18 protein-coding genes are annotated in these 22,416 nt (G+C 57.2%); 7 read left to right on the top strand and 11 right to left on the bottom strand.

Going from position 1 to position 22,416, the window contains the following annotated elements; translation table 11 throughout:
• Window positions 1-51 precede the first annotated feature (51 nt).
• The 3 genes from EAW52_RS08780 to EAW52_RS08790 form a co-directional block, all read right to left on the bottom strand.
• Window positions 52-762: an ABC transporter permease gene (locus EAW52_RS08780; protein WP_122042137.1), complete on the bottom strand. Its 711-nt coding sequence runs from the start codon at window positions 760-762 to the stop codon at window positions 52-54.
• On the bottom strand, window positions 759-1,499 hold the full coding sequence (locus EAW52_RS08785; protein WP_122042138.1) for an ABC transporter permease: 741 nt from the start codon (window positions 1,497-1,499) through the stop codon (window positions 759-761). Before EAW52_RS08785 ends, EAW52_RS08780 begins: the two co-directional genes overlap by 4 nt.
• Window positions 1,500-1,576: 77 nt before the next feature.
• Window positions 1,577-2,356 (bottom strand): transporter substrate-binding domain-containing protein, encoded by a 780-nt coding sequence (locus EAW52_RS08790; RefSeq protein WP_010795007.1) that lies wholly within the window; start codon window positions 2,354-2,356, stop codon window positions 1,577-1,579.
• A 410-nt stretch (window positions 2,357-2,766) separates the two neighbouring features.
• Here EAW52_RS08790 and EAW52_RS08795 point away from each other — a divergent pair, with 410 nt between their 5' ends.
• From EAW52_RS08795 to fecA, 6 genes are all read left to right on the top strand, one after another.
• Complete coding sequence (locus EAW52_RS08795) at window positions 2,767-3,444, top strand: M15 family metallopeptidase (protein ID WP_122042139.1); 678 nt, start codon at window positions 2,767-2,769, stop codon at window positions 3,442-3,444.
• 73 nt (window positions 3,445-3,517) lie between these two features.
• On the top strand, window positions 3,518-3,775 hold the full coding sequence (locus EAW52_RS08800) for a hypothetical protein (RefSeq protein WP_010795005.1): 258 nt from the start codon (window positions 3,518-3,520) through the stop codon (window positions 3,773-3,775).
• 148 nt (window positions 3,776-3,923) lie between these two features.
• On the top strand, window positions 3,924-4,637 hold the full coding sequence (locus tag EAW52_RS08805) for a DUF2726 domain-containing protein (RefSeq protein ID WP_122042140.1): 714 nt from the start codon (window positions 3,924-3,926) through the stop codon (window positions 4,635-4,637).
• A 150-nt stretch (window positions 4,638-4,787) separates the two neighbouring features.
• On the top strand, window positions 4,788-5,300 hold the full coding sequence (locus tag EAW52_RS08810; RefSeq protein WP_122042141.1) for a sigma-70 family RNA polymerase sigma factor: 513 nt from the start codon (window positions 4,788-4,790) through the stop codon (window positions 5,298-5,300).
• Complete coding sequence (locus tag EAW52_RS08815) at window positions 5,273-6,238, top strand: FecR domain-containing protein (protein WP_256680766.1); 966 nt, start codon at window positions 5,273-5,275, stop codon at window positions 6,236-6,238. Before EAW52_RS08810 ends, EAW52_RS08815 begins: the two co-directional genes overlap by 28 nt.
• An 83-nt stretch (window positions 6,239-6,321) precedes the next feature.
• Window positions 6,322-8,706: a TonB-dependent Fe(3+) dicitrate receptor FecA gene (gene fecA, locus EAW52_RS08820; protein ID WP_122042143.1), complete on the top strand. Its 2,385-nt coding sequence runs from the start codon at window positions 6,322-6,324 to the stop codon at window positions 8,704-8,706.
• Window positions 8,707-8,732: 26 nt separating this feature from the next.
• Here the strand turns inward: fecA and EAW52_RS08825 are convergent, their stop codons facing one another.
• Entirely contained in the window at window positions 8,733-10,451 is a 1,719-nt protein-coding gene (locus EAW52_RS08825; protein WP_122042144.1) for an ATP-dependent DNA ligase, read from the bottom strand.
• Window positions 10,452-10,673: 222 nt separating this feature from the next.
• Between EAW52_RS08825 and EAW52_RS08830 the strand changes: the two genes are divergently transcribed.
• Window positions 10,674-11,915 carry a DUF2254 domain-containing protein gene (locus EAW52_RS08830; RefSeq protein WP_122042145.1) on the top strand — a complete coding sequence of 414 codons (1,242 nt, stop codon included), beginning with the start codon at window positions 10,674-10,676 and terminating at the stop codon, window positions 11,913-11,915.
• 40 nt (window positions 11,916-11,955) lie between these two features.
• Here EAW52_RS08830 and EAW52_RS08835 read toward each other — a convergent pair whose 3' ends face one another.
• The 7 genes from EAW52_RS08835 to EAW52_RS08865 form a co-directional block, all read right to left on the bottom strand.
• The gene (locus EAW52_RS08835) at window positions 11,956-12,972 is read right to left on the bottom strand and encodes a ligase-associated DNA damage response exonuclease (protein ID WP_122042146.1); all 1,017 of its coding nucleotides are present in this window, start codon (window positions 12,970-12,972) and stop codon (window positions 11,956-11,958) included.
• 93 nt (window positions 12,973-13,065) lie between these two features.
• Window positions 13,066-14,652, bottom strand: a complete 1,587-nt coding sequence (locus EAW52_RS08840) for a bifunctional diguanylate cyclase/phosphodiesterase (protein ID WP_162997612.1) — start codon at window positions 14,650-14,652, stop codon at window positions 13,066-13,068.
• Between the two features lie 185 nt (window positions 14,653-14,837).
• Window positions 14,838-15,596 carry a uroporphyrinogen-III C-methyltransferase gene (cobA, locus tag EAW52_RS08845; RefSeq protein WP_122044755.1) on the bottom strand — a complete coding sequence of 253 codons (759 nt, stop codon included), beginning with the start codon at window positions 15,594-15,596 and terminating at the stop codon, window positions 14,838-14,840.
• Between the two features lie 293 nt (window positions 15,597-15,889).
• Window positions 15,890-18,625, bottom strand: a complete 2,736-nt coding sequence (locus tag EAW52_RS08850; RefSeq protein WP_122042148.1) for a nitrate reductase — start codon at window positions 18,623-18,625, stop codon at window positions 15,890-15,892.
• Between the two features lie 51 nt (window positions 18,626-18,676).
• Window positions 18,677-19,030 carry a nitrite reductase small subunit NirD gene (gene nirD / locus EAW52_RS08855; protein WP_010794994.1) on the bottom strand — a complete coding sequence of 118 codons (354 nt, stop codon included), beginning with the start codon at window positions 19,028-19,030 and terminating at the stop codon, window positions 18,677-18,679.
• A 95-nt stretch (window positions 19,031-19,125) separates the two neighbouring features.
• A complete protein-coding gene (gene nirB / locus EAW52_RS08860; RefSeq protein ID WP_122042149.1) occupies window positions 19,126-21,567 on the bottom strand; it encodes a nitrite reductase large subunit NirB in 2,442 nt (813 codons plus the stop codon).
• A gap of 283 nt (window positions 21,568-21,850) precedes the next feature.
• Window positions 21,851-22,351: a thioesterase family protein gene (locus tag EAW52_RS08865; protein WP_074823733.1), complete on the bottom strand. Its 501-nt coding sequence runs from the start codon at window positions 22,349-22,351 to the stop codon at window positions 21,851-21,853.
• Window positions 22,352-22,416: the final 65 nt, after the last annotated feature.

A 22,416-nucleotide genomic window follows, 5' to 3' on the forward strand; every position in this document is an offset into this window, starting at 1 on the left:
CCTAATGAATCAGCCCGCATCCCTGCGGGTCGTGGCATCCTGCATGAAGGGTCAGCGGGCCGGGCCAAGAAAGGCCAACCAGCGACGCTCGGCCAGGCGAAACAGGCCAATGAGCGTGAAGGACAGGATGAGGTACAGAATCGCCGCAATACCAAAGGATTGAAAAGTCAGGAATGTCGCAGTGTTGGCATCACGAGCGACCTTGAGAATATCCGGCACGGTAGCCGTGAACGCCAGCGTCGTGGAATGCAGCATCAGAATGACTTCGTTGCTGTAGTAGGGAAGAGCGCGGCGTAGCGCAGACGGCATGATGACGTGAATGTACATCCGCCAGCCTGTCAGGCCGTAGGCCTTGGCTGCCTCGATCTCACCATGGGGAATATTGCGGATCGCACCTGCAAAGATCTCGGTGGTATAGGCGCAGGTGTTGAGAGCAAAAGCCAGAATGGTGCAATTCAGTGCATCCCTGAAGAACTCGTTCATCAGTGGCTGGGAGCGTACAGCTTCGATGCTGTAGATCCCGGTATAGCAGATCAGCAACTGGAGATAGAGCGGAGTGCCTCGGAACACATACGTATAGAACTGTATCGGCCAGCGAATGAGACGGTGGCGCGATAGTCGCGCAACGGAAAGCGGAAGCGATGCCACGAAGCCGATGGCGATCGAGGCCGTCAGCAACCACAGGGTCATCGCAAGACCCGACAAACCATAACCATCCGTCCAGAGGAAGGCGCGCCAGTACTCCTGCAGGATTTCGATCATCGTACAGCCTCCCGAACACCCGCAGAATAACGACGTTCCAGCCAGTTCAGAACCTGGTTGGTCAGTGCGGTAATCAGCAGATAGATCACGCCGCCCAGGATCAGGAAGTAGAACATCTTGTAGGTGGTCTTGCCGGCTTCCTGAGTCGCGGTGACGATATCGCTCAGGCCGATGATGGAGACTAGCGCCGTGGCCTTGAGCAGCACCTGCCAGTTATTACCGATGCCAGGTAGGGCAAAGCGCATCATTTGCGGGAAGGTAATCCTAAAAAAGGTCTGCGTACGTGTCATGCCATATGCGGTGGCGGCCTCGACTTGCCCTCGCGGCACCGCCAGGATCGCCCCACGAAATGTTTCGGTGAAGTACGCGCCATAAATGAAACCCAGGGTCAGTACCCCGGCGGAAAGCGGATCAATTTCGATATAGTCCCAATCCATGTAATCGGTGAACTCGCCCAGCCAGCTCTGCAGGCTGTAAAAGATCAGAAGCATGAGTACGAGATCAGGGACTCCCCGGATCAGCGTGGTATACAGGGCGGCCGGCAGGCGAAAGGCCTTGATGGGGGATAGTTTGGCCGTGGCGCCGAGCAGGCCCAGGATGACTGACACCACCAGCGACAGGACAGCCAGCTTCATGGTCATCCAGGTGCCTTCCAGCAGTAAAGGACCGTAACCGTGGAGTGCGAAGGCGCCCAACCCCAGGTTTTCAAGAAAGGTGTCGAACGAAGTCTGCGGCATGTTTGATCGCGCTGTTCTTATAGGTCTTGAAATGCCAACGCCTCCACAAGCGGGAGGCGCTGACGTTAAGGCGGATCTTACTTGTTGTTATAGATATCCAGATCGCCAAAGTACTTTTTCTGAATCTTCTCGTAGGTGCCGTCGGCATGGATGGCCGCGATTCCCTTGTTCAGCAGGGCCTTCATTTCGTCGTTGCCCTTGCGTACGCCAATGGCGGTATCGGCAGGCAGCAGCTCGTCACGAATCGACTGGTTGACATAATCCTTGCCTTGAGGAGATTTCATGAAATCTCCTTCGGCCTGCAACATGTCCTGCATGGATACATCGATGCGGCCCGAGGTCAGGTCAGCATAAACCTGATCCTGGTCCTGGTAGCTCTGTACCTTCACGCCGGCAGTGGCTAGCTTGGTCTTGGCAAAGTTTTCCTGAATGGTGCCCTGCTGAACACCAACGACCTTACCCTTGAGTGACTCGGCCGTAGGCTCTAGATTGGCACCTTTCTTCATAATCATGGACGAGTTGCCTGACCACATGCGGTCTGTGAAGTCGATCTGCTCGGCTCGCTGAGGCGTTACGGTCAGCGAGGACAGGATGCCGTCAAACTTGCGTGCCCGCAGGCCTGGGATCAGTCCGTCGAAGTCGCTGACGATCCAGCGGCATTTCACCGCCAGCTTTTCACAAATGGCATTGCCCAGTTCTACATCGAATCCTGCAAAGCTTCCATCCGGTGCCTTGTATTCGAAAGGAGGATAGGTGGTGTCTACACCGAAACGAATCTCCTTGATGTCCTTCGCCAGCGCAGAGCCCGCGGAAAGGCACAGCGCAATTGCGGAGAGGGTCAGCCATTTCTTTTTCATGGGTCGTCCTAATACGGATAATTGCAATAGAGTGCGTACCAGAGGTCGCGCTGCAGATGACGGGCTGTTCGCAGCAATAACCGAACCAACTGCCACTATATTGAGGTCATGTCCATAAACACAGAGTAGGCTAGGCGTCTCGTCCGGGAAGAATAAGGCAGCCTTTATTCACTATCCTGCACTTAAAATGTGCGTAATTCCCTAAGAGAGCAGGAGATTGCACTGCTTTGGTGCGAAATGGTGATGGCATCTTGAAACTGATTGATATGCATACGGCCTGGTATGCCATTTGGGAAGTGTCACCCAAGAGAGGTGCGCTTTGTAGCAACGCAGCGAAACGGTGGGTGGATTCGAAACGATTGGATGACATGATCTTTCTGGATTGATCAAGACGTATACGGGAGCGGGCAATGCTTGACGAATGGGAGCTGACAGGCAGGGCGCGAACGCATCTGTTGCAGATCGATAACCCACGCTATGCGATCCATCGTGAGGTCTATGCGCCGTTCAAGGCAATGCAGGAGGCTGCACGGCGGGATGGATTTACCTTGCATCCATTCAGTGCCTTTCGTGACTACAAGACGCAGCTCAGAATCTGGAACCGTAAGTTTGCCGGTGAAAAGCCGTTGTATGACCGCAACGGCCAAGTGCGTGATCAGTCTGCTCTTGCCGTGGATGAGCGCATCGACTGCATTCTGAATTGGTCAGCTCTGCCAGGCGCAAGCCGCCATCACTGGGGCACCGAAATCGATGTGGTTGACCTGACCCAGGCTCCGCCAGGGTATGTCGTTCAGCTGCTGCCTGAGGAGACGCAGCCCGGCGGTGTGTTTCATAAGCTGCATCTCTGGCTCGATGCGCACATCGAACAGTTCGGCTTTTTTCGACCTTATCGGGAATACCGGGGCGGTATGTATGAAGAGCCTTGGCACCTCAGTTATGAGCCGCTGGCAACCCTTGCGCTCGAATGGCTGACGTTGGATCTGCTGGAGCAGGTTGTTGCCGAGTCATCCATGTTGGGACGGGAAGCCGTTCTCGAGCGCTTGCCGGACCTGTACGAGCGACACGTCCTTATGATCTGTGAGCGCTAGCTTCTGGATGTGCTACCCTGATACCCTGTTCAGGCTAAGCTATTCGAAGGTTTATTGTTTTCTGGAGTTGACGGTGAAAGAGCCTCGGGCAAATGCCTCTCATGTGGGTGATCTTCCTGCACATGATGGTAAGTCGGTCGCGCTGTTCGTGCTTGCGCTCATTCTGGCACTCTTCGGTACCATCGCCATGTGTGTTGAGTTCGCTCGCGGTACTCAGCAGTACGGATTGCCGCTCATCGTCTGGATTCTGGCCTTTTTCATAAAAATGGCGGAAAGCTTTCGGCTGCGCAGTCTTCTCAAGGCCGCATACGAGTCTGCTGGCAAGCGCTGAGCCCTTAGCTGATCCCTGTTGAGCCGATGGAAGCGCAAGAGTTCATCAGCTTGCCTGTACTATCACTCATCCTGAACACCGCATCGTTATAGGCTGCCGGCGTATAACGCATCTGTTTTTATTCGCCTTTCCTGCTGTTGGTCATCTCATGGTTCATCTGTTGTCAGCGCATCCCTGGCTTTATGTCGGGCTTGGCGTCGTTGTTTTTCTTTGTATCGTCATCGCGCTGCGTTCGCGTGATACCCAGCGAGCGTTTCCCTATGTGCTTAACGAAGCGCTGTTTACACCTGCTGAACGCGCCTTTTTAACCGTACTCGATGAGGCGATTGGTGAGGACTACCGCATCTTTGGCAAGGTCCGCATTGCAGATGTGGCTAGCGTGAAAGCCATTCGGGACCAAAAGAGCTGGTACAGAGCCTTCAACAAGATCAGCGCCAAACATTTCGACTACGTCCTCTGCAACCGCGATGACCTGTCGTTCGTGGCGGTTATCGAGCTGGATGACAGCTCCCACCAGCGGCCTGATCGGCAGGCACGGGACCTCTTTGTGGTGGGCGTCTGTCGGGCGATTGCCTTGCCGCTTATCCAGATTCCGGTACAAGGGGCTTATTCGACTGCGCAGGTGCGGGAAGAGATCATGGCTGTCTTACAGAAGGGCGGGGCCTTGACCTCGCGCAAACGCACAGCAGCCCGGCGCTCCAGCAAAGGGGAGGCGGCGAGCGAGGCAGCGTTTCCGATATGCTCGAAATGCGGCTCGCCCATGGTCATGCGCAAGGCCAGGCAAGGAAGCAATGCTGGCGCCTATTTCTGGGGCTGCAGCGCCTTTCCAGATTGCCGCAACATCGTACGCATTGAGGAGTAGTGTCCGCTGACGCTAACGTTTTATGTAATACCAGCCCATCTGTATAGTGGCAAACTGAGCTTAACCCTTGTTGTAATCATCCAGGTTTGCATATAATGAGAACAATTATCATTAAGTGAATACCTAGGATTCTAGCGCAAGGATATCGGTGTGCACGCCAGCAGTACTTCACCGCAGGGGGATCTCGGCCAGCTCTATCATGAGCATCGCTCTTGGGTATTTGGATGGTTGCGCCGGCGTCTGGCGTGCTCCGATAGTGCAGATGACTTGACCCACGATACGTTCATTCGCCTCCTGGGAAGTCAGGAGCTGGGCCGGCTTGCTGAACCTCGGGCTTTTCTCATTACTGTTGCCAAGCGTGTCCTATTCAATCATTACCGACGTCAGGATATCGAGCGGGCCTACCTGGATGCGTTGGCGGCCTTGCCTGAGCAGGAGGTTCCCAGTGAGGAAGTTCGTGCTATCGCTCTGGAAACGCTTCTGGAGCTGGCTCGCGTACTGGATGGATTGGCTGAACCGGTCAAACAAGCTTTTCTGTTGGCACAGCTGGACGGAATGCCATACGCCGATATCGCCGCACATCTCGGTGTTTCGCTGGCAACCGTCAAACGGTACATCGCCAAGGCCGCTCAGCAATGTTATTTCTCGGAGTGCATGGCGTGACAGCGCCCATCTCTCCCCGGATCGCCGAGCAGGCCGTGCAGTGGCTGGTAGAGCTGCAGGCGGGGGCAGGCGAGGAGGAGCATCGTGCCTGGCAACAATGGCGGGCCGCTGACCCTGAGCACGAACGTGCCTGGCAACGGATCGAGATCATCAACCAGCGGCTGCAGGGGTTGCCTTCAAGGGCTGCACGTCAGGCTGTATTGAGCAAGCCCGCATGCAGTCGCCGCGAGGCGCTGAAGCTCATGGGGGTGTTTGTCCTCCTGGGCCCGGCCGCCTGGCTCTTAAAGGAGCGTGCCGAGCCCTGGTTGGCGGACTACCACACCCGGATTGGGGAGCAGCGAACGGTTACCCTGACCGATGGCAGCCGCCTTGATTTGAATACCGACAGTGCTGTGAATGTCAGCATCACGGCTACGCAGCGTCAGCTCATGCTGATTCGTGGCGAGATACTGTTACACGCTGCCTATTCAGCCCTGCCATTTGCGGTACAGAGCCAGGCAGGCATGGTCTCGACAACTCAGGGGCGTTTCAATCTTCGCAAGTTCGACGATGGCTGCCGGTTAAGTGTTTTTGCTGGCAGCGTTCAGGTGCGTTGTGCCGAGCGGCCGGATCTATCCACGACCCTGACGGCAGGGCAACAGGTACGCTTTAGCGCGCACCATCTGGGTAAGGTAGTAGCGCTCGATAGTGGTCTGGATGCCTGGCGTGACGGTCTACTGGTGGCAGCCCATATGCCGCTTGGGCAGTTCATCCAGGAGCTATCTCGCTATCAGCCCGGTTGGCTGAAGTGCGACGAGCACGTCGCGGGTCTGTTGGTTTCAGGAACGTATCCACTCAAGGATATAGAAGCCATCCTGGCCATGCTGGAAGTTACCCAGCCGGTGCGCATCCAGCGGCGGACGCGCTACTGGATCAGCATTCAGCCTCGCACAGCGTGAGTTGAATATTTTCAGTCAGCGGTGAGCCTTTTCCACTTCTTGCGTGACAAGTAAGGCAGATACCCTTACTGCAGGCTGATCTCATGTCTTCCTCTACATTTACGTTGACCCCTTTAAGCCGGGCGCTTCGCCATGTCGTGTTCGGTACAGCTGTGCTTCTCGGCAGCGTGCCGCTGATGGCAACGGCGCAAACGGTTGCTCAGGCTGAGGTGAGCCGAACGTTTCATATTGCCCCCGGTCCGCTGGAGGCCGCCCTCAACCAGTTCGGCCAGACGGCGAATATCATGGTGGCGTTCAGTCCCGATCTGACGACGAACCGCACCACTCAAGGGCTGGAGGGTGAATTCGGTATTTCCGAAGGGTTGAACCATCTGTTGGAGGGGAGTGGGCTTGAGGCCGTCGCGCAGAAGGGTGGCTATAGCCTGCAACCCGTTGCTGTTCCGGCATCCGCCACTAACGACGAGGGGACAGCAGCCAACCTGGAAACCCTGACCGTGGTAGGTGACTGGCTGGGTGATGCGCAGCAGCAGGATGTATTCGAGCACCCAGGGGCGCGGGATGTGATCCGCCGCGATGAGTTCGAGCGGGTCGGCGCTTCCACGGCGCGTGAAGTGCTCAACCGAATTCCCGGTGTGAATGCGCCGGAAAACAACGGAACCGGCAGCCATGACATGGCACTCAACTTTGGTATCCGAGGCCTCAATCCGCGTCTCGCATCCCGTTCGACGGTGTTGATGGATGGCATCCCGGTCCCGTTTGCACCCTATGGCCAGCCACAGTTGTCCTTTGCACCCATTTCCATGGGCAACATGGATGCAGTCGATGTGGTGCGCGGTGGTGGTGCAGTCCGCTATGGCCCGCAGAACGTGGGCGGTATCGTCAATTTCGTGACCCGTGCCATTCCTGACGACTTTACCGTCAAGGGCGGCATTCAGAACGAACTCAGCCCGTCTTCAAGTCATGACGGTATCAAGACCAGTGGCAACCTGCTCATTGGTGGTACGGGGGAAAACGGTCTGGGTGGCGCCTTGCTGTATTCAGGCGTACGGGGCGGTGACTACCGTGAGCACAGTGATACGCAGATTGATGATCTGATCCTCAAGGGTAAATACCAGCTCGATGACGCCAACAGCTTTACGGCGATCGGCCAGTACTACGAGGGCGAGGCAGAGATGCCGGGTGGCCTGTCAGTTGCCGATTTCGACAGCAACCCGTACCAGTCCACACGTCCCCTGGATAAATTTTGGGGCCGTCGTACCCTGGTTGGCCTGGGGTATCAGTATGAAGAAGACGCGCGGAAGTTCACGGTGAATACGTTCTTCACCAAGACCCTACGCAGCGGTTATCTGGATCAAGGTACATTCCAGTCGCTATCGCCCCGCGAGTATTGGGTGCGTGGAGTGGAAACCCGGTTCTCCCAGGGCTTTTCCCTAGGCGAAAGCTGGCATGAGGTGGGCATCGGCTACCGCTATGTCAACGAGGCCAGTCACGAGCTGCGATATCGAGTACCGATAACCTCCACGGAGCGGCCATCCACGTCCAGCCGCAACGATCGCGACACCCGCGGCAGTACCGAGGCCAATGCGTTCTATATCGATGACCGTATCGACATCGGCAAATGGACGTTCACCCCAGGTATTCGCTACGAGCTGATCGATTCCGAGCAGGTCAACAAGCTCAACAATACGCCTTATAAAGGTGACTACCACGCCTCGCTGCCCGCGCTGAACGTGATGTATCACGTAACCGATGCCTGGAACCTGTATGCCAACACAGAGGGCTCGTTTGGTTCGGTCCAGTACAGCCAGATGCCGAACCGGGTTGCTGCCGGTGAAGTAAAGCCGGAAAAGGCACGCACCTGGGAAGTGGGTACTCGTTACGATAACGGGACCTTGAAGGCGGAGTTGGGAGCCTTTCTTATCAATTTTGATAACCAGTACGACAGCAGTCAGACGCTGGATACGGTTATCGCCCGTGGTAAAACACGCCACCGCGGTCTTGAGGCCAGCGTGGCTTATCAGCTGGAAGGCCTAAGCCCGAACCTGGCCGGATTCGATGTCTACGCAACCTACGCCTACGTGGATGCCACCATTCGTGAAGAGGGGCCAAACAAGGGTAACCGTGTACCGTTCTCGTCCAAACACAAGGGTACGCTGGGCGTAGGCTACACCCACAATGCCTGGCGCCTGGATCTGGACAGCGCCTTCCAATCCAGCCAGTACGCCGATAATGCCAATACGGTGGAGGAGAGCGCCGATGGTAGCAACGGCCGTATCCCTGGCTACATGACTTGGAACAGTCGTGCGGCTTATGACTTTGGTCCGCAACTGTCCAACCTGAAAGTAGCGGTCGGGGTGAAGAATATCTTCAATACCGAGTATTACACCCGCTCCTTTGACGACAACAACAAGGGCAAATACCTGGGGCAGCCGCGTACCGTCTATCTACAGACATCGGTCGCATTCTGAGACGTCTGTAACGGAGGCCTGTCTGGTTAAACCAGCAGGCCTTGCAGGATGTCCAGCGTATCTGCTTCCTCAACAGGCTTGTCGTGACGCCAGCGCAGCATGCGCGGGAAGCGCACGGCAACGCCGCTCTTGTGCCGCGTGGACAGGGCTATGCCTTCAAAGCCCAGTTCGAACACCAGCGTTGGCTGGACGCTGCGTACAGGGCCGAATTTCTCGACAGTAGTCTTGCGCACAATGGCATCTACCTTGCGCATTTCTTCATCGGTCAGACCCGAATAAGCCTTGGCGAAAGGTACCAGGGTACGCTCGGTGCCCGGCGGGCCATCCCAGACGGCAAAGGTGTAGTCGGTGTATAGGCTGGCGCGTCTGCCATGGCCGCGCTGGGCATAAATCAGTACCGCATCCACCGAGAACGGGTCGACCTTCCATTTCCACCAGACGCCCATGTCTTTGGTGCGTCCCACCCCATAAAGTGAGTCCCGGGCCTTGAGCATCATGCCTTCCACCCCGAGCGTGCGGGAGGCCTCCCGCTGGTGGGCAAGGTCCTGCCAGCTTTTACCGGCAAGAAGGGGGGAGGGGCGTAAAAGGGGACTGTTGCACTGTGCGGTGACCGCTTCAAGTTGCGCCCGACGCTCATGCTGCGGGCGACTGCGCCAGTCATGGCCTTGCCATTCCAGCAGATCATAGGCCAGGATGACTACAGGCACATCGTCGAGCAGCTTCTTGCTCAGGGTTTTACGACCGATGCGCTGCTGCAACAGCGCAAAGGGTTTGACGCCAAACGGAATAGGCTCGCCGGGCGCGTGTTCGGCCTGCTGGTGGGTGACCTCTTTGCTGCTCATCAGCAGGTCGGGGCTTTCCTCGTCTTTCCAGACGACGATTTCACCGTCAATGACAGTGCCGTCTGGCAGGCAGGTGGCGAGCGCGTGCAATTCGGGAAAACGATCGGTGACCAGATCCTCGCCCCGAGACCAGATCCACAGGCGCCCGTCGCGTTTGACCAACTGCGAGCGGATGCCGTCCCATTTCCATTCCACCTGCCAGTTCTCGACAGGCCCCAGCTGGGCATCGAATTGATCGACGGGTAGCTGGAGGGCGTGCGCCAGGAAAAACGGATAGGGCTGCCCGCCACGCTGGGCATGTTCATCGTCCGACTCGGGAGCAATCAGCGCAAGGTAAGCTTCGGCAGTCGGACGATGGGACAGGTCCGTATAGCCCACCAGACGCTGGGCTACGCGCTTGGCATCCAGGCCTGCCATGGTTGCGAGCGCGCGCGTCACCAGCAGCTTGGATACGCCAACTCGAAACTCGCCGGTAATAAGCTTGAGGCTGACCATGAGACTGGGCCGGTCCAGTTGCGACCACAGCTGCGGCAGGCGCTCAGCCAGTTCTTCCGGCGCAAGGCCACGTAAGGGCAGAAGCCGCTCCTCCATCCAGACCGCCAGACCCTCATCCGAAAGATGCTCGGCGGTAGGAATAAGCAGCGACATCGTTTCTGCTAGATCGCCTACCGCCTGATAGCTCTCCTCGAACAGCCATTCCGGAAGGTTCGAGGCAGCAATCGTCAGCTCTCGAAGCTGGCGCGTGGGCACCGTTCGCCGCGGGCGTCCGCCGGCCAGGAAGTAAACGGCCCAGGCTGCATCGGCAGGCTCGGCCTGGTTGAAGTAATCCTGCATGGCCTGAAGCTTGGCATTGCTTGAGGTCGTTGCATCCAGGCGGGCATAGAGGTCGGCGAAGGCTTTCATCGTGGTCTCGCTTTCTACACAGCGTTCAGAAGCAATCAGTAACGGGCCGCTCGCGAGCCTCTGTTAATCCGATATCGCTTCGCTGTTGTTATGAGCCTGTTATGGGGAAAGGAGTTCGTAATGTGGTGTGTTCCTGTTCCCCTGTCCGGTTTATCAGGCGACGTGGAACAGGAGGACCACTGCAGCCTTCTAAGTGATTGTCTGACAATGAGGTTGCAGTAGATGGGCCAACATATCCGCTTCATCTGGATCGCCTGCCGGGACAGTCTCTGGTTTATCCCAATGGTGATAGCGCTCCTGGCGACCGGATTGGCCGTGGCGCTCGTGTCCTTAGAGCGCCTGGGTATCATCAATGCAGGTGATCGGCTGGTATGGTTGGCGGGCAGTACAGGGGAGGGCGCTCGCTCAGTGCTGTCGGCAATTGGAACCAGTGTGGTAACGGTCACGGGCACGGTCTTTTCCATCATGATCGTTGCACTTCAGCTGTCCAGCAGTCAGTTCTCGCCACGTCAACTCAGAAATTTCACCTCTGACCGAGTCAATCAGGTGGTTTTGGGGGTACTGATTGGGACCTTCACGTATACCTTGATTGTCATGAGCATGATCCGCTCGGCCTCGCCCTCATCCGCACCCTTTGTTCCGCAGATCGCTATCGCGCTGGGCATAGTGCTAGCGTTGGTCAGCGTTGGTTTGATTATCTACTTCATCGATCACGCCTCCCGCTCCATGCAGATTGCCGTCATCCTGCAGCAGGTGACTCACCGCGCCAACAAACAGATTGAGCAGGCCTTCGCGCCTCTCGATGAGCTCCGGGCCGAACCCGATGCGTATGTGAGCGAGGCGCTGGATAAGAATGGGTATCCTTTGTGTACGCAGCGGGGAGGGTATCTGCAGGCTATCGACCGCAAGGGGTTGCTCAGGCTGGCGCACAAGCAGAGTCTGGTGGTTCGTGTGGAACACCGCACCGGAAGCTTTATCCTGCCCGGTGATCCAATTGCCTCTATCTGGCCTGCCGAGGCGGTTGATGCTGCCGTCATGGCGGAGCTGAGAAAGAGGTTCATTCTTGGATCGGATCGTACGCCCGAGCAGGATATTGAGTACTGGCTGATAGAAATGGCAGATATCGCGATCAAGGCGTTATCGCCTTCCATCAATGATCCTACTACAGCATTTCGAGCCATTGACCGGCTTTGTGAAACGCTGGTGTTCCTGGGGCAGCGTAAGCCTTGCTGGACACATTGCGGTGACGACGGAAAGATTCGGTTGATCGAACGCCCTCTGACATTCGAGCTGGCGGTAGGGCTTGCATTTGAGCAGATCCACCATTTTGGCCAGACCAATCCTTCCGTGCTCAAAAAGCTGGCCGACTCGGTGAATGCATTGATAAAGCGGGTTCCACATGACGAACGGGTCGCCTTGATTCGGTACAGTCGCTTGCCTGATGACATTGCGCTGAAGCATTGATTGGCGCAAGCAAAAGGCACGCGCGTATATTCTTTTTTACTTAGGCGGACTTCTCGTTGTTGGGCTCGTCGTCTTCATCACCGTATTCCGTGGTAAAGCCTTGGGCATCTAGTCCCTGTTCACGAAGGTAGCGCACCAACACTCCCACAGAGCCATGGGTCACCATGACCCGTTCAGCCCCTGTCTGCTCAATGGCCCAGAGCAGGCCAGGCCAGTCGGCGTGGTCGGAGAGCACAAAGCCACGGTCCACGCCACGACGCCGCCGCGTTCCACGCAGCATCATCCAGCCGCTGGCGAAGGCATCGCTATGCTCGCCGAATCGGCGAATCCAGGTGCTTCCGCCAGCCGAGGGCGGCGCAATGATCAGGGCCTTGCGCAGAAGAGGGTCGTTCTTCTTGAAGTCCCCTGCATAGTGGGTGTCCGGGATGTACACACCGCCTTCACGGTAGACCCGGTTGAGCGGTTCCACCGCGCCGTGAGTCAGAATAGGGCCGATACTCGCATCGATTCCGTGCAGGATGCGCTGTGCCTTGCCGAAGGCGTAGCAATACAGCACGCTGGCGCGGTCTTCCGCTGCATTCTGCCGCCACCAGGCATTAATCTGCGCAAAAATCTCTGCCTGCGGCTGCCAGGTATAAATAGGCAGGCCAAATGTGGATTCGGTAATGAAGGTGTGGCAGCGCACGGGTTCGAAGGCGTCACAGGTGCCGTCCGGTTCTACCTTGTAATCCCCCGACGCTACCCAGACCTCACCCTGGTATTCCAAGCGGACCTGGGCTGAGCCCAGAACATGCCCGGCCGGATGAAGGCTGATCTTGACGCTATGGTGATCGATGACTTCGCCGTAGTGCAGCGTTTGCAGATTGATGTCTTGCCCCAGTCGAGTGCGAAGAATGCCTTCGCTGGGTGCTGACGCCAGATAATGTTGATTCCCCCCACGCGCATGATCGCCATGGGCATGGGTAATGACGGAGCGTTCGACGGGGCGCCAGGGATCGATATAGAAATCCCCTGGAGGGCAATAGAGACCTTCGGGTCGGGCAATGACAAGATCCATGGTGTCGCTCTTGATGGGCTTATCTAGTAAGAGCGGAGCGAGGCGGATCAGTTCGAGCGGGCTGCGCTCGCCTTGTGACCTGAAAGGGCAGGCCTAGATCACTGGCTCTGCGCGGAAGGTGTCCGACCTATAGCAACCGTGGCGTTCCAGCAGCTCAGGAACCTCGGAATTGGGCACCGCCCGGCTGAAGAGGAACCCCTGACCGAATTCACATCCTGCCTCGCGTAGCCATTGGACCTGATAGTCGTGTTCGATCCCTTCCGCAATGGATGGCATGTTCAGACCATGTCCCAGCCCGAGCATGCAGCGCACAATCTTGTCATCCTTGTCATTGATGGCCATGGAGTCGATGAACTCGCGATCGATTTTCAACTTATCAAAGGTAAAGCGGCTGATCTGCGCCATGCTGGAATAGCCCGTGCCAAAGTCATCGACAGCGACCCGTACGCCCAGCTCCCTTAGCAGATCCAGGTTGAGTTTGGCCTGCCGGATATCCTTGACGATGGCGGTTTCGGTGATTTCGATTTCCAGCTGCGAGGCCGCAAAGCCGGTCTCAAGCAGAATACGTTCAATGCGGTCCGGCAGCAGAGGATCGCGCAGGTCGATCGCGCTCAGGTTGAAGGACAGATAAATGCCTGTCGGCCAGTATTTGGCATCGATACAGGCTTTTCGCAGGAGATAATCCGTCAACTCGGTCATCAGGCCGCTTTCCTCGGCCGCTGGAATGAATTTGTCGGGAACAATGGAGCCATGAATTGGATGGTCAAGACGAGCCAGGGCTTCGAAACCGGCAATGGTCATTCCATCCAAGGCAACGATTGGCTGATACTCAGGCCGGACGTAGCCGTGTTCGATGGACTCGCGCAATGCCTGAGCAATCATGGATTGCTGTTCCAGCATATGATCCTGGGCCATGTCGAAGAAGCGAATAATGTTCTTGCCGTTGCGTTTGCCCTGGTAGAGCGCAACATCGGCGCGACGAAGCAACGTACTGATGTCCTGCCCATCATTGGGGTAATGGGAAACGCCAAATGTGGCCGCCGTCATCAGTGCAGTCGAACCATGGACCATCGGGGTTGCAACCAGACCCGCCAGTCCTTTCAGAATGGCGTGGGCTGCGGTCTCGCTCTTGGCGGAATGCAGCAGAACAGCAAATTCGTCACCACCCAGGCGGCAGATAAAGTCCCCTTTAGGTAGGGCCATGGCCACACGCTGCGAAATCTCTTCGAGCAACCGGTCGCCCGTAATATGGCCGTATATATCGTTGATGGCCTTGAATCCATCCAAGTCAAAAATGGCTAGGAAGAAGGGCTCTCGTGTGCCGCGTATCGCTTGTGCAAAATGCTCATTCAATGCGCGGCGATTCGGCAGGTGCGTGAGGTTGTCATGATTGGCCAGGTGATAGGCCTCCTCCTGCGCTTGCTTACGTGCTTCGATTTCCTTGCGCATATCCGCGATGCGACGGAATCCGAAGAAGAAGCCGCACCACCCAATGATGATAAATGCCGTTATGCATTCGTCGACTTGCCAGTGTTCGTGTCTGGCGCTGAAATCTACAAGATGCTCGAAGAAATCACATTCGATCATCATGACAAGCAGTAAGACACCCAAGGCAATGATGCCGACAACGTCTCTGAAATGCCTTTTATGCAGTGAGTAGAAAAAGGTCTTCAGAGACATGAGTAGCTCGGTAGCAAGATCGAACAAGGGGCAGGGCCTGGGACTGAGGTGAAGTCCTTGTCGTGTTATCGACGGCAGGCTGGCAAAGTTGATAGTAGCATTATGCTACGAATATAGTCTTTGAATGTATAAAGTGACTTAAAGTTAAAGGCTCGCCCGCTCAGTGACGAGCGGGTGCTTTCTGGTCACCCTGTAAGCGTCTTCTGAACAGGCTCAAGCGGCAGACGAAGCGCCTCGGCAGCAGACGCTACCTCGCCAATTACAAGAATGGCTGGGCTCTTGAGCTGAAAGAGGGCCGCGTCGGCTAACAGGGTGCCCAGTGTGCTTCGGCATTCCCGCTGTTCCGGCAGGGAGGCGTTTTCGATCATGGCGACCGGAGTAGAGCTAGCCATCTGGCCTGCCAGGAGCCCCTGCTGAACATCGTTCAGTCGCGAAACGCCCATATAGATGACAAGGGTCGTGCCACTTCGGGCCAAGGCGTCCCAATTCAACGAGCTGTCATCCTGAGTATGGGCTGTGACCAGCGTAACGCCACGGGCAATGCCGCGGTGAGTCAGTGAAATGCCGCAGTTCGTCGCGCCTGCAAGACCGGCAGTGATGCCGTTGACGATTTCGCTTTGAATGCCATGGTTCGCCAGCCATTCGGCTTCTTCACCGCCTCGGCCAAAAATGCACGGATCGCCGCCTTTGAGGCGCGCCACGACCTTACCCTGGCGTGCATAACGCAGCATGAGGCGATGAATGAACGCTTGAGGCGTTGAGCGGCAGCCGCCCCGTTTGCCTACCTTGATGATGTGTGCATGCGGGCAATGCTCCAGCACGGCAGGATTGACCAGGTCGTCAATCAGGACTACTTGTGCCTCGCCTAATGCGCGAACGGCCTTGAGGGTCAAGAGTTCTGGATCACCTGGGCCTGCACCGATCAGCCAGACTTTTGCATTCATGAACATACCCTCGTGTTCTACTCAATCAGGACAAACAAAAAAGGCGCACCCGCTGTAACCAGCAGGGACGCCTTTGTCCGGTTCTGTTCGGGCCTTGAAGGCCTCTTCAGAAAATGCCGCACTCGCCGTTGAGCGCCGCATCCTATGTCAGACAAATCATTGCAGTGATTATGCCAAGTATTGAAAGTGGGTGTGTAGAGCACTTTTCATCATGATCATGAGTGTCCATTACCGTGTTCTTGCACAGGTTTAGGTACTAGCGCACCTAAACGGTGCGCCTTACTGCCGACGTTTCAGGTATGGACAGGTGTCCGTGCCAGTAAGCGCTTGATCTCCGGAACACAGGAGCCGCACTGCGTACCACAGCCCAGCGACTCCTTCAGCCCGTTCAAGTCAAGTCCTTCAGCGATACCGCCGCGAATGGCGGCTTCGCTGACATTCATGCAATTGCAAAGCGTTTTGCAACTAACCCCGGTCTGGCTGCCAGGGGGCGTGCTGAGGGGCGCCAACAACCAACGGCGCAGGTCCTGATCCGCTCGACCTTCTTCCCACAGGCTCTTGAGCCAGCGCCGTGCTGCTGTTTCACCTGTCAGGCAGAGCGCGGTAATACGGCCCGCCTCGATACGAACCCGCTTACCCACCTGGCGGCGCGCATCGTCATAGGCCATGACCGGTCCGTCCAGCAGGTTAAGACTGTTATAGATTTGTGCAAGCAGGGCCTTGTCCGGTGACTCCCCATGTGCAGCGCGAATAAGCAGGGCCGGACGGTCACGGCCAGTCAGGGTAAGACTGGCATGGCTAAAGGTTTCAAACAGTGGACGCAGGGTTTCGAAGCGCATTTGTACATGGCCTTCTACCAGTGCGTACAGCTCCCAGGGGAGTTCTACTTTTTCCACTTCAATGCCGGCATGTTTGAGCTCCGGTTGCTTGGAGAGCGGATCGAATTCCGAGAGGGTGAGGGCATTGATACCGAACCCTTTGAGAAAGCGATCCCCCCAGTGCATGGGCAGGAACGCTTGACCCGGTCTGATGTTCTCGTCCGACTCGACACGGACCAGAAGACTGCCGCGACGGCTTTTGACACGGGTCAGCTGGCCGCTCATCAGCCGACGGCGGCGCATGTCGTCCGGGTGCAGGGAGAGAAGTGGCTCCTCCACATGGCTGAATAACCGCGCCGCCGTGCCGGTACGGCTCATGCCATGCCACTGGTCGCGTAGGCGGCCAGTATTGAGGGTCAGCGAATAGCGGGCATCACGCTTCTCTTTCGGCGCGGCGTACTCGTCGGCAACAAAGCGTGCCCGCCCCGACGTTGTGGGAAACACACCGTTTTCATACAGGCGGGGCGTGCCCTGGCTGGCGCCGGTGGGAAACGGCCATTGTTGGGGCCCATGGGCATCGATCAGCGAATAGCTGATACCGGAAAGGTCCAGGTCACGTCCTGCCGTCAGGTGCTTGTATTCCTCAAAGAGCGCTTCAGGTGTCGGGAAGGCGAATCGGCTGCTTTGCTCAGGGTACAGGCGGCTTTCCAGCCGGCGGGCAAAGTCAAGCGTGATGGCCCAGTCCGGACGTGCTTCACCCGGTGCGGAGATGGCGCGGCGCACATGGCTGATGCGTCGCTCGGAGTTGGTTACTGTTCCTTCCTTCTCGCCCCAACAGGCCGCGGGAAGCAGCAGGTCGGCATAGCGACAGGTTTCGGTCGTGAAAAAGGCTTCCTGAACCACTACGAATGGGCAGCGGGCCAGGGCTTCATGAATTTTGGCCTGATCTGGTACGGACTGAGCCGGATTGGTACAGGCAATCCAGAGTGCCTTGATTTTGCCGCTGTGCACCGCATCGAACAGTTCGATAGCCGAAAGGCCGGGCGTTTCAGGCAGCGCGTCGATACCCCAGTAAGCCCCGACCTCGCTACGGTGAACAGGATCGGCTACCTCACGATGGCCAGGGAGCAGGTTCGACAGGCTGCCGGTCTCACGTCCTCCCATGGCGTTGGGCTGGCCGGTCAGAGAGAAGGGACCGGCACCGGGTTTGCCGATCTGGCCTGTTGCCAGGTGCAGGTTGATCAAGGCTGAGTTCTTGGCCACGCCTGCAGTGGACTGATTCAGCCCCATGCACCAGAGCGACAGAAACGCGGGCGATTCGCCAATCCATCGGGCGCAGGTCGTCAATGCCTCTACGGTAATGCCGCACAGCTCTGCCACCATGCTGGGGTTATAGTCTCGCACCAACGCTTTCAGGGCATCAAATCCCTCGGTATGGGCATCGATATAGCGACGGTCGGTCCAACCCTCCCAGAGCAGCATGTGCAGGATGCCGTGGAAGAGCGCAACATCGGTGCCCGGCTGAATGGCCAGGTGCAGGTCGGCCAACTCACAGGTGTCGGTACGGCGCGGATCGACCACAATGATTTTCATGTCGGGTCGCTGGGCCTTTGCTTCTTCCAGGCGTCTAAACAGGACCGGATGGGCATAGGCCATGTTGCTGCCTGCAATCAGCAGGGTCTGTGCGTGTTCGATATCCTCATAAGAGCAGGGTGGCGCATCGGCTCCCAGGCTGCGCTTGTAACCGACCACCGCGGACGACATGCATAGCCGGGAGTTGCTGTCGATGTTGTTGGTACCGATCAGGGCACGGGCCAGCTTGTTGAAGGCATAGTAGTCCTCGGTCAGCAGCTGGCCGGAGATATAGAAGGCCACGCTGTCCGGGCCATGCTCACGGAGGGTGTCGGCAAAGACGGTGGCAGCGTGGTCAAGCGCGCTGTCCCAATCGGTCCGGCTGCGTGCCAGCGTCTTGCCCAGGCGTAGTTCGGGGTAGAGCGCACGTGCATCCAGATCGCCGGTCAGGTGCAGCGTAGCGCCTTTGCTACAGAGCCTCCCGTAATTGGCTGGATGAGCCGGATCGCCCGTCACATTCAGGATGCGAGTACCGTCATGTTCGATCAGCACGCCACACCCTACGCCGCAATAACAGCAGGTTGAAGCAGTGATCTGAGTAGCAGCGCCATCACGCGGCTCGTGAGGATGGATGGTCATGGGGTGCTCCATTCTGTTCACGCGGGCCCGGCGGCGAGCCAGGTCAAACGATTAGGCGGCAGTCGTGCTGGCAATGATGTGAGCGCTGCGGCGCGTCTTCTCCAGAGCGAGATAGACGCGTCCGTCTTCTACTCTGACCGGATACCGGTGGGCGCACCCTACATCCGGGGCCAGGGCTTCACCGGAGTCGAGAGCGATCTGCCAGTTGTGCAATGGACAGGCTACGGTCTTGCCAAAGACGATGCCCTGAGACAGCGGGCCGTGCTTGTGCGGGCAACGATCATCCAGAGCAAAGACATCGTCAGAAGACGTGCGGAAGAGAGCAATGTCGCCTTTGGGACCTTCGATGACCCGGGCGCCCAGTTGAGGGATATCGGTCAATGCGCAGATGTTCAGCCAGTTCATGAGGTAATCCTGTTCAAGTCGCGTAAAAGGGATACGCGATGGGCAGCTCCGTAGGAGAGTGGTGAGCGAAGCGATACCCATCGATCAAGAGACGTCTATAGCGCCGCCACCGGAATCCGTTCGAATTCCTTCTTGAGCGCCGTCTGTTCGATGCGCGCCTTCCAGGGGTCCTGTTCCAGCGACAGGGCGAACATCAGCTGCTGATAGAGGCCTTTGCGCCGCTCGGCATCGTCCAGAATGGCAGTCTTGATGTGCTCAAGGCCCACGCGCTGCATGTAGTGCACGGTCCGTTCGAGGTAGAAGGCCTCCTGGCGGTACAGCTCGATAAAGGCCAGGCTGTACTCCATGACCTCTTCAGCCGTTTTCACCTTGGTAAAGAATTCGCCAGCTTCGGTCTTGATGCCGCCATTACCACCGATATACAGCTCCCAGCCGGAGTCCACACCAATGATGCCCACGTCCTTGATACCGGATTCGGCGCAGTTGCGCGGGCACCCGGAGACGGCCAGCTTGACCTTGTGCGGTGACCACATGCCGAACAGGGCATGTTCCAGATCAATTCCCATCTGGGTCGAGTTCTGGGTGCCAAAGCGGCAGAACTCGCTGCCCACGCAAGTCTTCACGGTGCGGATGGATTTGCCATAGGCATGGCCGCACGGCATGTCCAGATCCTTCCAGACCCCGGGCAAATCCTGCTTCTTGATACCCAGCAGGTCGATGCGCTGGCCTCCGGTGACTTTCACCATGGGCACCTTGTATTTGTCGGCCACGTCCGCAATACGACGCAGCTCCGCTGCGCTGGTTACGCCGCCCCACATACGGGGAATAACCGAATAGGTGCCGTCTTTCTGAATGTTGGCGTGTGCGCGTTCGTTGATGAAGCGGGACTGCGGATCATCCTTGGCTTCGCTGGGCCACGTGGAGATCAGGTAGTAATTGAGTGCCGGACGGCAGGTGGCGCAGCCATTAGGCGTTTTCCAGCCCAGGGCCGTCATGGTTTCGGGAATGGTCGTCAGGTGCTGCTCACGGATGGCCTGACGAACGAAGCCATGGGTATGGTCAGTGCAGTTACATACCGGTTTTTCGCTCTTGGGCTTTACATCGGCCGCACCGCCCACCGTATTGATCAAGATCTGTTCCACCAGACCGGTGCAGGAGCCGCAGGAGCTAGCCGCCTTGGTGTGCTTTTTCACCTCATCCACGGAGAGCAGGTTGTTTTCAGTAATGGCCTTGACGATAGTGCCCTTGCAGACGCCGTTGCATCCGCAGATCTCCATTTCGTCGCTCATCAGCATGGCCTTGTCCTGCCCCTGATGGCCCGCATCGCCTATGGCATGCTCGCCAAACATGAGCAGGTCACGGATTTCGCTGACGTTGTGATTCTCACGAATCTGGCGGAAGTACCAGCCGCCATCTGCCGTATCGCCGTACAGGCACGCGCCGACGAGAATGTCGTCTCTTATCACCAGTTTCTTGTAGATACCGCCGATAGGATCGGAGAGGGTGATCTCCTCACAGCCTTCACCGCCTATGAAGTCCCCGGCAGAAAACAGGTCGATGCCCGTGACCTTGAGTTTGGTAGACGTCACCGAGCCGTGATATTCGGCGGTGCCCTGAAGGGCCAGATGATTGGCACACACCTTGGCCTGTTCGAACAAGGGGGCTACCAGGCCATAGGCAATGCCTCGGTGCGCTGCGCATTCTCCTACGGCAAAGATGTCTGGATCGGAGGTGCGCATCGTATCGTCGACGGTCAGGCCGCGGTTACAGGTCAATCCGGCTGATTCGGCCAGCGTATAGTTGGGACGAATGCCGGCAGCCATCACGACCAGATCAGCAGGTATTTGATCACCATCGGCGAAACGAACGGCGCAGACACGACCGTTGCCGTCATCGAGCAGCTCGGCGGTCTGCTTGGGCAGCAGAAAGTTGAGGCCACGGCTTTCCAGGGCGGTCTGCAAAAGGTTGCCAGCCGTCTTGTCCAGCTGGCGCTCCATCAACCAGTCACCGATATGAACGACGGTGACATCCATACCGCGTAGCTTGAGACCGTTGGCCGCTTCCAGACCCAGGAGGCCGCCGCCGATAACCACTGCGTGGCGATGCGTGGCTGCCGTATCGATCATGGCTTGGGTATCGGCAATGTCACGATAACCAATCACACCCTCCAGATCCTTGCCCGGAATGGGCAGAATGAAGGGGTTGGAGCCGGTGGCAATGACGAGGCGATCATACTCTGCCACGGTGCCGTCTTCGGCTATGACGCGGCGGCTCTGGCGATCGATTTCCGTAACCCTGCGATTGAGATGCAGCTCGATAGCGTGCTCGGCGTACCAGTTGAGGTCGTTCAGGACGATCTCTTCAAAGGTCTGCTCGCCAGCCAGAACGGGGGATAGCAGGATGCGGTTGTAGTTCGGGTGTGGTTCTGCGCCAAAGACCGTTACGTCATACAGGTCAGGGGCGAGTTTGAACAATTCTTCCAGGGTGCGTACCCCAGCCATGCCATTGCCGATCAATACCAGCTTGAGCTTTTTCATCAGGCGTCTCCGCAAGCTGCCCACCGGGCGTGCTTGAAATCGAGGCAACAAAAAAGGCGTCCCGCACATGAGTGCGAGGACGCCTTTGTCCGGTCCCTTTATCGGCCTGCATAGGCCTGTCGGGGGAGCGCTGCCGTTCGCCGTTGAAGGCTGCGCTTGATGTCTGCCTAGAAACTAAGCAGGGGACGTGCCAAGAATGTAACTGCCTGACCGCGCTCTATTTTTTGTCAGGAGATCCTGATTATTCTGAGCTTTTGTGCACCACTTTGAAGCGCATTGCACACTATCCGTGCGAACTTTCCTTGATAGGCGTGACGTTCTGCGTACTGGACGCTGGCCGATCACTGACCCAGTTGACCTTGGGGAAAATACGGTGGAAAGGTTTGGGCATAGGCTCGATGTGCTTTTCGCGATAGTTGTAAAAGACAAAACCGCACTTGGCGAGCGCAATGGTGGTGTCGGTATCCGGCCGAGTAATGCGGAAGATGATATCGCCCCCGTATTTATTGAAGTCCATGACCCCAATGTCAAATTGCAGCTTGTCCCTCGCAAAGGCTTCAGCCAGATAAACAGTCGCAAGATCCGTCACCATGGTACCGATGCCATCCTCGGCACCATCCCGGATACCGTAGTAAAACATGAAGCGTGTACGAGCTTCTGAAATCATGGAAATCATCGACTCGTTACTCAAGTGGCCACCGGCATTGATGTCGGTACTGCGGACCGTTTGATGGGTAGTAAAATAAAACTGGTCGCTTGGAAGATTGAGTTCGATGCGGGCCATGAGGAGCTCCCTATGATCTTCTTATTGAGGGTTATGCTTGGAGCTTAGCAAGCATGCCGTCTGGA

It is taken from the genome of Pseudomonas sp. LTJR-52, assembly GCF_003691465.1.
Lineage (GTDB): Bacteria > Pseudomonadota > Gammaproteobacteria > Pseudomonadales > Pseudomonadaceae > Chryseomonas > Chryseomonas luteola.

Coding starts and splice junctions, on each gene's coding strand:
- EAW52_RS08850 (WP_122042148.1), bottom strand. CDS start 18,625: ATGACCATCCATCCTCACGAGCCGCGTGATGGCGCTGCTACTCAGATC.
- EAW52_RS08780 (WP_122042137.1), bottom strand. CDS start 762: ATGATCGAAATCCTGCAGGAGTACTGGCGCGCCTTCCTCTGGACGGAT.
- EAW52_RS08840 (WP_162997612.1), bottom strand. CDS start 14,652: ATGTCTCTGAAGACCTTTTTCTACTCACTGCATAAAAGGCATTTCAGA.
- EAW52_RS08865 (WP_074823733.1), bottom strand. CDS start 22,351: ATGGCCCGCATCGAACTCAATCTTCCAAGCGACCAGTTTTATTTTACT.
- EAW52_RS08785 (WP_122042138.1), bottom strand. CDS start 1,499: ATGCCGCAGACTTCGTTCGACACCTTTCTTGAAAACCTGGGGTTGGGC.
- EAW52_RS08790 (WP_010795007.1), bottom strand. CDS start 2,356: ATGAAAAAGAAATGGCTGACCCTCTCCGCAATTGCGCTGTGCCTTTCC.
- EAW52_RS08815 (WP_256680766.1), top strand. CDS start 5,273: ATGTTATTTCTCGGAGTGCATGGCGTGACAGCGCCCATCTCTCCCCGG.
- EAW52_RS08825 (WP_122042144.1), bottom strand. CDS start 10,451: ATGAAAGCCTTCGCCGACCTCTATGCCCGCCTGGATGCAACGACCTCA.
- nirB (WP_122042149.1), bottom strand. CDS start 21,567: ATGAAAAAGCTCAAGCTGGTATTGATCGGCAATGGCATGGCTGGGGTA.
- nirD (WP_010794994.1), bottom strand. CDS start 19,030: ATGAACTGGCTGAACATCTGCGCATTGACCGATATCCCTCAACTGGGC.
- EAW52_RS08795 (WP_122042139.1), top strand. CDS start 2,767: ATGCTTGACGAATGGGAGCTGACAGGCAGGGCGCGAACGCATCTGTTG.
- EAW52_RS08805 (WP_122042140.1), top strand. CDS start 3,924: ATGGTTCATCTGTTGTCAGCGCATCCCTGGCTTTATGTCGGGCTTGGC.
- cobA (WP_122044755.1), bottom strand. CDS start 15,596: ATGAATGCAAAAGTCTGGCTGATCGGTGCAGGCCCAGGTGATCCAGAA.
- EAW52_RS08835 (WP_122042146.1), bottom strand. CDS start 12,972: ATGGATCTTGTCATTGCCCGACCCGAAGGTCTCTATTGCCCTCCAGGG.
- fecA (WP_122042143.1), top strand. CDS start 6,322: ATGTCTTCCTCTACATTTACGTTGACCCCTTTAAGCCGGGCGCTTCGC.
- EAW52_RS08830 (WP_122042145.1), top strand. CDS start 10,674: ATGGGCCAACATATCCGCTTCATCTGGATCGCCTGCCGGGACAGTCTC.